This window comes from Betaproteobacteria bacterium (assembly GCA_016720065.1).
Lineage (GTDB): Bacteria > Pseudomonadota > Gammaproteobacteria > Burkholderiales > Rhodocyclaceae > SSSZ01.
Genome location: JADJXY010000002.1, coordinates 1346036 through 1358232 on the forward strand (window position 1 = coordinate 1346036; position 12197 = coordinate 1358232).

Annotated in this window: 11 protein-coding genes and 1 tRNA gene; 6 read left to right on the forward strand and 6 right to left on the reverse strand. The window is 67.0% G+C overall.

The features are described from left to right. Positions 1-151: 151 nt before the first annotated feature. Positions 152-228: transfer RNA gene (locus IPM73_09380), tRNA-Arg, on the reverse strand. A gap of 71 nt (positions 229-299) precedes the next feature. Here IPM73_09380 and IPM73_09385 point away from each other — a divergent pair. Continuing rightward, positions 300-566 (forward strand): biotin/lipoyl-binding protein, encoded by a 267-nt coding sequence (locus IPM73_09385; protein ID MBK8918241.1) that lies wholly within the window; start codon positions 300-302, stop codon positions 564-566. Here the strand turns inward: IPM73_09385 and IPM73_09390 are convergent. The 3 genes from IPM73_09390 to IPM73_09400 are packed head-to-tail and all read right to left on the reverse strand — an operon-like array spanning position 563 to position 3922. Then, positions 563-1945, reverse strand: coding sequence for a sigma 54-interacting transcriptional regulator (locus IPM73_09390; protein ID MBK8918242.1), 1383 nt, complete (start codon positions 1943-1945; stop codon positions 563-565). The genes IPM73_09385 and IPM73_09390 overlap by 4 nt on opposite strands. Then, positions 1942-2520 carry a permease gene (locus IPM73_09395; GenBank protein ID MBK8918243.1) on the reverse strand — a complete coding sequence of 193 codons (579 nt, stop codon included), beginning with the start codon at positions 2518-2520 and terminating at the stop codon, positions 1942-1944. The genes IPM73_09390 and IPM73_09395 overlap by 4 nt, the downstream gene beginning before the upstream one ends. Next, on the reverse strand, positions 2510-3922 hold the full coding sequence (locus IPM73_09400) for a HAMP domain-containing protein (GenBank protein ID MBK8918244.1): 1413 nt from the start codon (positions 3920-3922) through the stop codon (positions 2510-2512). The genes IPM73_09395 and IPM73_09400 overlap by 11 nt, the downstream gene beginning before the upstream one ends. A gap of 334 nt (positions 3923-4256) precedes the next feature. On the opposite strand from IPM73_09400, the gene IPM73_09405 reads away from it, so the two are divergent. From IPM73_09405 to ettA, 3 genes are all read left to right on the forward strand, one after another. Then, positions 4257-4832 carry a polymer-forming cytoskeletal protein gene (locus IPM73_09405; GenBank protein ID MBK8918245.1) on the forward strand — a complete coding sequence of 192 codons (576 nt, stop codon included), beginning with the start codon at positions 4257-4259 and terminating at the stop codon, positions 4830-4832. Further along, on the forward strand, positions 4832-5512 hold the full coding sequence (locus IPM73_09410) for a hypothetical protein (protein MBK8918246.1): 681 nt from the start codon (positions 4832-4834) through the stop codon (positions 5510-5512). Before IPM73_09405 ends, IPM73_09410 begins: the two co-directional genes overlap by 1 nt. 117 nt (positions 5513-5629) lie before the next feature. Next, complete coding sequence (ettA, locus tag IPM73_09415; GenBank protein ID MBK8918247.1) at positions 5630-7294, forward strand: energy-dependent translational throttle protein EttA; 1665 nt, start codon at positions 5630-5632, stop codon at positions 7292-7294. Between the two features lie 86 nt (positions 7295-7380). Here the strand turns inward: ettA and IPM73_09420 are convergent, their stop codons facing one another. Next, the gene (locus IPM73_09420; protein MBK8918248.1) at positions 7381-7665 is read right to left on the reverse strand and encodes a hypothetical protein; all 285 of its coding nucleotides are present in this window, start codon (positions 7663-7665) and stop codon (positions 7381-7383) included. 146 nt (positions 7666-7811) lie between these two features. Here IPM73_09420 and IPM73_09425 point away from each other — a divergent pair, with 146 nt between their 5' ends. Next, a complete protein-coding gene (locus IPM73_09425; protein MBK8918249.1) occupies positions 7812-8648 on the forward strand; it encodes an SAM-dependent methyltransferase in 837 nt (278 codons plus the stop codon). Here IPM73_09425 and IPM73_09430 read toward each other — a convergent pair. After that, on the reverse strand, positions 8642-10111 hold the full coding sequence (locus IPM73_09430) for a diguanylate cyclase (GenBank protein ID MBK8918250.1): 1470 nt from the start codon (positions 10109-10111) through the stop codon (positions 8642-8644). The genes IPM73_09425 and IPM73_09430 overlap by 7 nt on opposite strands. 193 nt (positions 10112-10304) lie before the next feature. Here IPM73_09430 and IPM73_09435 point away from each other — a divergent pair, with 193 nt between their 5' ends. Continuing rightward, on the forward strand, positions 10305-12188 hold the full coding sequence (locus IPM73_09435; protein ID MBK8918251.1) for a U32 family peptidase: 1884 nt from the start codon (positions 10305-10307) through the stop codon (positions 12186-12188). Positions 12189-12197 lie beyond the last annotated feature (9 nt).

Sequence of the window (12197 nt, forward strand, 5' to 3'; positions counted from 1 at the left end):
GAGAAAGGGGGTGGAAGGCGAAAAGGGAGGCTGAAGATGCGGAGCGAGGTAAATCTTACGTCCACAAGCCCCTCGTGGGGTGCTCCGCTGCGCGCAGCGACCCCGCAAAACGAAACGGGCTGAACCGGAATCGGTTCAGCCCGTGATATTCTGGCGCGCCCGGAGAGATTCGAACTCCCTACCCCTTGGTTCGTAGCCAAGTACTCTATCCAGATGAGCTACGGGCGCGTTTCGTGAGCCGCGCATTATACGGTACAGCGCCCGAATTGCAAGCTTGGGCGCCCAAACAGCCTGCCGTCATGACCACCGCCAATGTCCGCATGCCCAAGTATCCCGAGTGCTGGGAATCCTGCGGCAACTGTGCCAACGGAAACGTCTTCATCCTGGAAGTCCTGGTGCAACCCGGCGAACATGTCGAACGGGACGACAACATCCTGACCCTGGAAACCGGCAAGGTATCCCTCGACATCCCCTCGCCCTGGGCCGGGACCGTCGTCGCCGTCCATGTCGAGGCCGGCGACCGCGTCGACGAGGGGGCCCTGCTCATCACCCTGGAGCGGGATTAAGGACCTCCTGGGCCCTCCGACCCCTCGGCCCGGAACATGGCCGGCGCCAGGTCGTGCCTTTGCAGCAGGCGATAGAACTCGGTCCGGTTGCGGTCGGCGATGCGCGCCGCGTCGGCCACGTTGCCGTCGGTCAGCTTGAGGAGTTGCACGAGGTAGTCGCGCTCGAAACGGAGCTTGGCATCGGCGTAGGACAGGGGCTCCACGGCCGGCAGCCGCAGGGCGCGTTGCACGAGGGCGGAAGGGATCAGCGGCGTGGCTGCCAGGGCGCAACACTGTTCCACCACGTTGTAGAGTTGGCGCACATTGCCAGGCCAGGGCGCCGCCGCGAGCATGGACAGCCCTTCGGGGGCGATACCCACCAGGGATTTGCCGTACTTGGCCGCGATCTGGCGCACGAAATGGGCGGCGAGAAGCGGAATGTCCTCCCGACGTTCGTCGAGGCGCGGCAGGGTCAGGGTCACCACGTCCAGGCGGTAGTAGAGATCCTCGCGGAAACTGCCGTCAGCCAGGGCCGCCTCCAGGTCGCGATGGGTGGCCGATAGGACGCGCACATTGACCGGTTCGGCCTGGTTGGAGCCCACCGGGCGGACAGCCCGCTCCTGCAGCACGCGCAGGAGCTTCACCTGGAGCGCGAGGGGCATGTCGCCGATTTCGTCCAGGAAGAGGGTTCCCCCGTCAGCGGCCTGAAACAGGCCGACCCGGGACGTTCCCGCGCCGGTGAAGGCCCCGCGGACGTGGCCGAAGAGTTCGGATTCCAGCAACTGCTCGGGAATGGCGCCACAGTTGATGGCCACGAAGGGAGCGCCGGCCCGGGGACTCGCCCGGTGAATGGCCCGGGCCAATACCTCCTTGCCGGTACCGCTGTCCCCCCGGATGAGAACGCTGGCCTCGGAAGCTGCCACGGCCCGGGCTTCCTGCATGACCTCCGCCATGCGGCTGCTGCGGTAGACGATCCCCGCCCGCCAGGCGTCGCCCTCGGGCCCAGGCCCCCCTGCGGTCGCCAGACGCAGGGCCTGATCGATTTTTTCCAGGAGAACCTGGCTGTCGAAAGGTTTGGTGAGATAGCCGAAAACCCCGCGGGAGGTGGCTTCCACCGCATCGGGAATCGTTCCGTGGGCGGTGAGCAGAATGACGGGAAGCGTGGGATGGCTGACCCGCAATTCCTCGAACAGGGCCAGACCGTCACGCCCCGGCAGACGGACATCGCTCACCACCAGCCCGGGCGGCTCCACGGCGATGCGGGACAGGCCTTCTTCGGCCGACTTGGCCGTCGATACCCGGTAACCCCGGGCGCCCAGCCGCAGGGAGAGCAGACGCAAAAGGTCTTCGTCGTCGTCGACCACCAGGATATGGCCGGCGCCTTGCGCGGCGGGCTTCATCGTCCTCCCCCCGCCGCAGGCCGGGCACCGCGGGAGCGCAGGGGAAGCGAGTGTTCGATATCGGCCAGGGCGTCGATTTTCTCCTGCAATTCGGCCGCCCGCCGCTGGCTGTCGCGGGCCTGCTGGGCGGCTTTCTCGGCCTGCTGGGTGGCGCGCTCCGCCTGCTGCTCCAGCCTGATCCGCTCGCCGTAGTGATCGGCAAGCAGTCGGGCCAGGGCGTGCAGACGGGGCGCGGCCCCGACCTGGGAGCGGAGGATGCCGTCCAGCAGACTCGCCGCCCGGTTGAGGTCGGCCGGGGAACGCCCCATCCCCAGCACCATGGCCAGGCGGAGCTGATGCGCCGGTGTGGCCGCCTGGGTCGTGAGGGCGCTGCGCTCCCGCGCCAGTTCCTGAGGGCTCATGCGATTGACCAGTTGGTAATAGCTCAGCAGGGAATCGACCCCCCCCTCCTCCGGCGCCCCAGTACCTGCCGCCACCGGCACCTCGGCGGCGGGCGGCCCGGACAATGCGGCGCAACCCCCCAGGGCCAGGAGGACCGCCCAGACCAGGGGCCCGCGGAAAACTTCAATGTTCATAGGGAATCTCGACTCGGAAATGGGCCCCCCGGGCCCCGGAACCTTCGCTGACCAGCGCGACCCGGCCGCCCATGGCGGCGAGCAGTTCGCGCACGATGGACAATCCGACCCCGCTGCCCCGGCGCGGCGCCGGCGCTTCACGCACGCCGCGCACAAAGGGGTCGAAGATCTTCTCAGCGTCCTCCGGAGCGACGCCGGGCCCCTCGTCGATGCAATCGAGCAGCAGGCGCCGCTCATCCACCTGGGCTTCAAGGCGAATGGTCCCCCCGTCAGGGCTGAAGTCGATGGCGTTGGACAAGAGGTTATCTACCACCACCTGGAGTTTTTCCCCGTCCAGAGGCAGGGTCACGGCGGGCGCCGCACGCCGCACGCTGATGCGCCGCGCCTGCAATTGCAATTCCCGAGCCTTGACCACCTGGGCCAGGATGCGCCGCACGATCTGGGGGCGATAGCTCAGGCGGCGGGCGTCGAAGGAGGCCGCGTTAAGACGCAGCAGACTCTCGATCTGCTCCTGCAGGACAACCACGTTATGGCGCAGGATGTCGGCCACTTCCTGCTGGGCGGGGTCAAGGGGCCCCACCACCTGCTCCTGCAGCAGGGTGATGCCCTCACGCAGGGCCGTGAGCGGTGTCTTCAGTTCGTGGGACACATGGCGCAGGCTGCGCTCCCGGTCGGCCTCCAGTTCCGCCAGGCGCTGGCGCAGCCATTCCAGACGGCGGCCGACGCGGCGCAGGTCCGCCGGCCCGCGCACCTGCACCGGCTGGTCGAGGCGGCTCTCTCCCAGGCGGTGGATGTTGCGTTCGAGCTGCTGGATGGGCCGCACCAGCCACCAGCCCATGCCGAGGGCGACGATCACGGCGCCGGCGACGGCTGCGATCACCTGACCCGTGAGTTGCAGCCGGTTTTCCTGCAGTTCCGCCAGCACTTCGCCATTGCGCGCTTCGATCCAGCGCCGGCCTGCCGGTCCCAGGCGGGCCCCCAGATCGTCCAGGGCGGTGAGCAGGGGACCCAGTTCCTCGCGGGTGGCGCCGTTGCGCAGGACATCCCCGATGTGTCCGGCCGCGAGCGCCCATTCTGCGGCCAGGCCGCCCAGGGGTCTCCCGGGCAGGGTATCGATCCTCTCGGCCACGCCCCGGGCATGGCTCAGGGTGGCATCGAAGCGGGCCAGCAGTACCGGATCCCCCAGAATCAGATACTGCCGCGCGGCCCGTTCCAGATCGGGCGCCCGCTCGGCGATATCCTGAACCAGACCGGTGAGGAGCAAGGCCTCCGCGCTGACTTCCCGGCTGCGATCCACAAAACGTTCGACCACCATCCAACTCCGCACGGCGGCCCCGCCCAGCAGCAGGGCGATGAGAAGAAAGCCCGCCAGCATGCTCTGGCGGAAGGAGATTCGGGTCATGAACGGGGGAGACCGGCTGGGCAAAAGTGCGTAGTTTAGCCCTCACTTCCGCCTCGGGCACCTTGCGGACCATCCTTGCCCGGCAAAAAAACCTTCGCAATTTCATCGCCTTATGCCATCTGTCGCTCCCCGGCGACACGCCAAGTCCTTGATCTCTACGGTCTTTGAGCACAAGCGCAAAAAATCCGTCGCTCGTTGGCGACACTTCGGGGGCCGAGCACCCCGTTCCTTCTCCAGCGCCGCCGGCCAAGGCCCTGTTTCCGTGAGAAATTTCACACTTGGCACGGCTTTCGCAAGGGGATGGCGACTCGCAATCCGCAGCATAGGAGTGTTCATGTTCAGTAAGCCCGGCCTTCTCAACCGTAACGAGACCGTCGTCCGCCGTGACGTCCGCCCCGTCCTTTCCGGTACCAGCCCTGCGTCCGACACCGACAAGGCAGCCACGCCACCGGTGACCACAGCCCGCCCGGACCCCGCGCCGGCCCCGGTGGTGACCGAAATCGTCGCGCCCCCCGCGGCCAACGATATGGGCGCCCGTCTCATCGTCGGGCCCGACGTGAAGTTGCGCGGCGCCGAAATACTGGACTGCGACACCCTGGTGGTCGAAGGCCGCGTCGAGGCCACCATGGACAGCCGCGTCGTGCGCATCGCCGAGGCCGGTTCCTTCGTGGGCAAGGTCAGCATCGACGTGGCCGAAATCCACGGCCGCTTCGAAGGGGAGCTGACCGCCCGCGCCCAACTCATCATCCATTCCACCGGCCGGGTGAGCGGCAAGATCCGCTACGGCAAACTGGTCATCGACGAAGGCGGCGAGCTGTGCGGCGAAATCAGCGCCCTGGGTGCCGAATCGGCAACGGGCCTGACCAAGGGCCGCAGCGAAACCCCGCTTCCCCTGGTGGTCGCCGGCTGATGACCGTCTTCAAAGGAATCCTCCCCCTGCACGGCCCGCGCGAAGCCCTGGGCGTGCGCCCGGCGGCGCCTTCCCGCCTGGTGCTGGTCACGGACCCGCCCTCCTCCTTGCGCAGCGTTTCCATCCGCGCCGCCTCCACGCCTCACCAGAAGCGGGCCGCCGCTGCCCTGGTGCGCCGCATGTACTCCTGGCGCGGCTATCGGACCCAGGCCGGGTCCGAGGATTCCCGCCTGGTCCTCGCCGCCTGGCGGGGAGAAGACATCCTGGCCACCCTGACCCTGGGGAAGGATTCCTCCCGGGGTCTCCTCGCCGATACCCTCTATGGCGAGGAGCTCGCCGCCCTGCGGCGCCTGGGTCGCCGCGTGTGCGAAATATCCCGTCTGGCAGCGGACCCGGACCACGGCTGTCCCGAACTGCTCGCCGCGCTGTTCCGGACGGCCCAGGCCTATGGCCGCAACCTCCTGGGCGCCACCGACGCGGTCATCGAGGTGAATCCGCGCCACGTGCGCTATTACCAGCGGCGTTTCGGTTTCACCCCCCTGGGCGGACGGCGCCACTGCCCCCGGGTGGATGCGCCGGCCGTCCTCCTGCACCGCGAGTTTCCCGCGCCTTCGCCCTTTCCCGTCCTGCCGTGGGCGGAGTGCGCCAATGAGAGCTTTCCTCCGCCGTCGGCGATTTGACGAGCGCTGACGACGTCCCTGGCTGGGGCGGCTGACCATCCCCCGTGGCGGCCGCCCCTTTTTTTGCCCGCCGCCGCCGCGTACACTGCGCCCTTTCCCTCTTTCGGCAGGCAAGCAATGGCTCAGTACGTCATGTCCATGCTGCGGGTGAGCAAGATCGTTCCCCCCAAGCGGCAGATCATCAAGGATATTTCCCTCTCCTTCTTCCCCGGCGCCAAGATCGGGCTGCTCGGCCTCAACGGCGCCGGCAAGTCTACGGTGCTGAAGATCATGGCCGGGGTGGATCAGGAATTCGACGGCGAAGTCCAGCGCCTGCCCAATATCAAGATCGGCTACCTGGCCCAGGAACCCCAGCTCGACCCGGAGAAGACCGTGCGCCAGGAGGTGGAATCCGGCATGGGTGAAGTCATGGAGGCCCAGGCCAAGCTGGACGAGATCTACGCCGCCTACGCCGACCCCGACGCCGATTTCGACAAGCTGGCCGAGGAACAGGCCCGCCTGGAGGCCATCCTGTCCACGTCCGGCGCCGACACCGAAACCCAGATGGAGATTGCCGCCGACGCCCTGCGCCTGCCCCCCTGGGAGGCGACCATCGAGCACCTTTCCGGCGGCGAGAAGCGCCGCGTGGCCCTGTGCAAGCTGCTCCTCTCCAAGCCCGACATGCTGCTCCTGGACGAACCCACCAACCACCTGGACGCCGAATCCGTCGAATGGCTGGAACAGTTCCTCTGCCGCTTCCCCGGCACCGTCGTGGCCGTCACCCACGACCGCTACTTCCTGGACAATGCCGCCGAGTGGATTCTCGAACTGGACCGCGGCCACGGCATTCCCTGGAAGGGCAATTACTCCTCCTGGCTGGAGCAGAAGGAAGCCCGCCTGGAGACCGAAAACAAGCAGATCGACGCCCACATGAAGGCCATGAAGCAGGAGCTGGAGTGGGTGCGCAGCAACCCCAAGGCGCGCCAAGCCAAGAGCAAGGCCCGTATCGCCCGCTTCGAGGAACTCTCCAGCCACGATTACCAGAAGCGCAACGAGACCCAGGAAATCTTCATCCCCGTCGGCGAACGCCTGGGGGACAAGGTCATCGAGTTCAACGGCGTTTCCAAGGCCTTCGGCGACAAGCTGCTCATGGACAAGGTCTCCTTCGCCCTGCCGCCGGGGGCCATCGTTGGCATCATCGGCCCCAACGGCGCCGGCAAGTCGACCCTGTTCAAGATGATCACCGGCCAGCAGCAGCCGGATTCAGGCCAAGTGGTCATCGGCCAGACGGTGAAGATGGCCTATGTGGACCAGTCCCGGGACTGCCTCGACGGCAGCAAGTCCGTCTTCGACGAACTGGCCGAAGGGCGCGATATCCTGCAGATCGGCAAGTTCGAGATGCCCAGCCGGGCCTACATCGGCCGCTTCAACTTCAAGGGCGCCGACCAGGGCAAGAACGTCGGCAATCTCTCCGGCGGCGAGCGGGGGCGCCTGCACCTGGCCAAGACCCTGATGGCCGGCGGCAATGTCCTGCTGCTGGACGAACCCTCCAACGACCTGGACGTGGAAACCCTACGCGCCCTGGAAGACGCGCTGCTCGAATTCCCCGGTTGCGCCCTGGTCATCTCCCACGACCGCTGGTTCCTGGACCGCATCTGCACCCACATCCTGGCGGCCGAAGGCGACTCCCAATGGACCTTCTTCGCCGGCAACTACCAGGAATACGAGGAAGACAAGCGCAAGCGCCTGGGCGAAGAAGGCGCCAAACCCAAGCGCATCCGCTACAAGCCGATCAGCCGCTGAGAGGCCAGAGAAGGCGGCTCCCCGACCGCCGCGAGGCAACAAAAAACCCGCTCACGGCGGGTTTTTTGTTGGGGTGCGGCGGTCGCTCAGTGATGGGTCTTGAGACTCGCCGCAAAGGCCGCCTGGGCGCGGGCCGGGAATTCAAAGTCGTCGAAGGCGCGGCGGACGCTGTCCTCGTCGCAACCGGAGCAGGTTTCCTCGAAGCAGATACCGATCTGGCGGCCGTTGCACGCCAGAGTGGTGAATGCGTAGCGCCAGCGCTGGGCCTCGGCGAGACGCTCGCGCAATTCTTCTTCGTTGGTGATGACGATGCCGGCTTCCTTGAGGGATTGCAGGAATTCCTCGAAGGACTCGTTACTCAATCTTCCCATGATGATCTGTAGCCTCTCTTGAAGGTTGCGGTGCTGATTTTCTTGTGTCACCTGGAGCGATTAACGCCGGGCCTCGCCGGTCGGTTGACAGGGAGTGGCGCGGAAGGGCGTGAGATAATCCGCAGCTCGCCCACCGCACCCGCCGCATGAAACAGCCCACCCCCGCCGACGTCCTTGCCGAAATCCGCCCCGGCCAGTCGGTCGAACTGCTCAAGGCCCTGCACATCCTGACCCGGGAAGGCCGCCTCAACCAGGATTCCCGCCGCAAGCTCAAGCAGGTCTATCACCTGTACCAGTTCATCGAGCCGCTTCTGGCCGAGGTCGCGGAAGGTGGCGACTTCAGCCTGGTGGATCACGGCGCGGGCAAGTCTTACCTGGGCTTCCTGCTCTACGACCTGTTCTGCAAGCCACGAGGCCTCGGCTCCGTGATCGGGGTCGAAAGCCGGGAAGATCTGGTGCAGCGTTCGAAATCCCTGGCCGATCTGCTGGGATTCGAGCGCATGGACTTTCTGGCGCTCACGGTGGACGAGGCCCTGACTTCGCCCCGGCTCCCGGCCCGGGTGGACCTGGTGACCGCGCTCCACGCCTGCAATACCGCCACCGACGACGCCATCCGTTTTGCCCTCGACCGGCAGGCCCGCCATGTGGTCCTGGTGCCCTGCTGCCAGGCGGAAGTCGCCGCTGCCCTGCGGGCACGTAAGGCGGTTGCCCTGAGCGCCTCACCCCTGGCGGAGCTTTGGCGCCACCCCATCCATACCCGCGAGCTGGGCAGCCATCTGAGCAACGTGCTGCGCTGCCTGCTGCTGGAAAGCCACGGCTACAAGGTGACGGTCACCGAATTGGTGGGCTGGGAACATTCGATGAAAAACGAACTCATCGTCGCCACCCGCAACGGTGGCAAGAAGGCCAGCGCCCGGCAGCGGGCGGAATGGCTGCTGCGCGAATTCGGGCTGGAATCCCTGCGCATGCGCTTCCTCTACTGAACCGCCCCTCCCGGCCGGTGGGTGCAGACCCGGTTGCGGCCGGCGTCCTTAGCCGCGTAAAGGGCATGGTCGGCCTGGGCGAAGAGGATATCGAGATCCGCGTGCTGCCCACTGAGCAGACTGGTGACGCCGATGGACACCGTATAGGACACCGAGCGGCCATCCGGCAGACCTACCGGCGCGTCGGCAAACGCTTCCCGCAGCCGTTCGGCGACTTCCAGGGCCTGGCTGCCCGAAGTCTCAGGCAGCAGAACGCCGAACTCCTCGCCCCCCAGCCGCCCGACCCCGTCGACCTCGCGCAGGACCGCGCGGCAGGTATCGGCCAGGGCCTGCAGCACCCGGTCGCCGACCTTGTGGCCATAGGCGTCATTGACGTGCTTGAAGTGATCGACATCCAGCATGAGGAGCGACAGTTCGCCGCCATAGCGCTCGGTGCGGGCGAGTTCGGTCTCCCCCTTGGCCCAGAAGCTGCGGCGGTTGTCCAGGCCGGTCAGATAATCGGTGCGGGCCTGCCGTTCCAGTTCCGCCAGGGCCTCGCCGTGCTCCAGGGCGATGGCGGCCATATTGGCCGCCCCTTCGATACATTCGATCTCGGCGGCCGTGGGCGCCGAAGGGAAGCGCCTGTAGATGGCAAAGGTTCCCAGCACCCGCCCCTGGGACGAGCGGATGGGTTCCGACCAGCAGGCCCGCAGACCCGCCTCCCGCACCAGATCCTGATGGCTCGCCCAGTTGGGGTGGCTGAGAACGTCCTCGACCACCACGCGCTGCCCCCGAAACGCCGCCGTGCCGCAACTGCCGACCCCATCCGCCACCGGCAGGCCGTCCACCGCCCGGTTATAGGCCTCCGACATGCCGGGTGCGGCAGCGGTGTAGAGGGAACGTCCCCCCTCCTGCATCAGCAGCACCGTGCAGGTGAGCGTACGGTCCTCGCTCTCCACCCCCCGCACGATACCGTCCAGGATATCCTTGAGCGGCGCTCCCCGGGCCACATCCTCCAGCACCCGATTGCGCCAGCGTTCGCGCAGCGTGGCCCGCCGGGCGTCGGTCACATCGTCGAACAGGGCATAGACCTGAGCGGGGACGCTACTCCCGGCCTGGAAGACGGGTACGGCGTGGATGCGCACCCAGCGGCAGCCCTCCAGTTTGGGGTTGTGCACCCCCATGAGCGTCGCTCGCACCGGTTTTCCCGTACGCAAGGCTTCCATGACGGGGAAAGCCTCCGGCGGAAAGAGGGACCCATCCTCACGCACCGCGCGCCACTCCGGATCGTCCATGCGCATTCCCTTCATGGCCTGGGCCGGGCGGCCCAGGATGCCCTCGGCAGCCGCGTTGGCCGAGAGGATGGCCCCCTGTCCATCCAGGAGCACGAAGCCTGCCGGCGCCGCGTCGAAGAGACGAAAACACGACAGCACGGCCCCCGCCTCGGCGGCGGGGCACTGCAATTTCTTCGGGGTCGTGACCATGACGCAATCTCTCCGCAGGACGGGTCCGTCTCTTGGGCACTCCCCAATTTTTCGTCGCGGCGAGCGGACCTTCTCGTTTTGAGCATACTCCCCACCCCCTTACCGGCATTGTTCCAGATCAAGGTCGGCACCGGCGTCACGGGAGGGGATAAAATGCGGTTTCCAAAGATAAAACCTCAACAAGAAGCTCCCCATGCCCCTCGCGGAGAACCCCCCCCGCCCCCTCGAACTGCTCGCCCCAGCCAAGAATGCCGACTTGGGCATCGCCGCCATCGACCACGGCGCCGACGCGGTCTACATCGGCGGTCCGGCCTTCGGCGCCCGGGCGGGCGCCGGCAACGATGTCGACTCCATCGCCCGCCTCGCCGCCTATGCCCATCGCTACCACGCCCGTGTGCTGGTGGCCGTCAATACCATCCTGCGCGACGATGAACTGGAAGACGCCCGCCGCCTGGCCTGGGCGGTTTGGGAAGCCGGCGCCGACGCCCTCATCGTGCAGGACATGGGCCTCCTGCAACTCGATCTGCCCCCCATCCAGCTCCACGCCAGCACCCAGACCGACATCCGCTCGCCCGAGAAGGCGCGCTTTCTGGCCGACGTGGGTTTCTCCCAGATCGTTCTGGCCCGGGAACTGTCCCTGGACCAGATTCGGGCCGTGGCGGCGGGCACCCCGGCCGTCCTCGAATTCTTCGTCCATGGCGCGCTCTGCGTCAGCTACAGCGGGCAGTGCTACATCAGCCATGCCCACACCGGGCGCAGCGCCAACCGCGGCGACTGTTCCCAGACCTGCCGCCTGCCCTATTCCCTCAGCGACGGCGAAGGCCAGGTCATCGCCCAGGACAAGCACCTGCTGTCGATGAAGGACAACGACCAGAGCGCCAACCTCGCCGCCCTGGCCGATGCCGGCATCGGCTCGTTCAAGATCGAGGGCCGCCTCAAGGATCTGGGCTACGTCAAGAACATCACCGCCCACTACCGGGGCCTGCTGGACGAAGTCATCGCCGCCGACCCGCGCTATTGCCGCGCTTCCTCCGGCACCTCGACCTACACCTTCGTCCCCCAGCCGGAGAAATCCTTCAACCGCGGGGCCACCGACTATTTCGTCAATTCGCGTCAGGCCGACATCGGCGCCTTCGATTCGCCCAAATTCGTCGGTGAGCCCCTGGGCCACGTCACTCGGGTGGCGGCCGAGTGGTTCGAAGTCGATAGCGCGCTTCCCCTGCACAACGGCGACGGCCTGAGCTATTACGACGCCGACCAGGAACTCGCCGGCCTGCGCATCAGCCGCGCCGAGGGACGGCGCCTTTACCCCCTGACCATGCCGCAAGGCCTGGCGGTGGGCCTCGCCGTCTACCGCAACCGGGACCAGGAATTCGAGCGCCTGCTGGAAAAGAAATCCGCCGACCGCCGCATTGCGGTCAGTCTCACCCTGAGCGAAACCCCCCAGGGATTCACCCTGGAAGCCCGGGACGAAGACGGTCTCGCCGCCCAGGCCACCATCGCCCACCCCCACGAAGCCGCCCGGGACACGGCACGGGCCGGCGCCGCCCTGCGGGAACAGTTGGGCAAGCTGGGCAACACGCCCTTCGTCGCCCGGGAAATCGCCCTGCATCTGGCGGCGCCCCGCTTCCTGCCCACCGCCGTGGTCAATGCCCTGCGCCGGGAGGTGCTGGAAAAGCTCGACGCCCTCCGCCTCGCCGCCCATCCCCGCCCGCCCCGGGCCGCCCCGGCCGAACCGCCGGCTCCCTACCCCCAGGATGAACTGAGTTACCTGGGTAACGTGCTCAACGCCCAGGCCCGCGCCTTCTATGCCCGCCACGGCGTCAAGCTCATCGAGGACGCCTACGAGGCCGGGAACGAAAAGGGCGCCGTGTCCCTCATGATCACCAAGCACTGCCTGCGCTACAGTTTCAACCTCTGCCCCAAGGAAGTGAAAGGCTTGCGCCCCGACCCCCTGACCCTCATGAACGGCAAGGACAAGCTCACCCTGCGCTTCGACTGCAAGCGCTGCGAGATGCACGTGGTCGGCAAGCTGAGAAAGGGCGTCAAGCTTCAGGTACAGGCGGAAGGTCACTGAGCCCCCCTT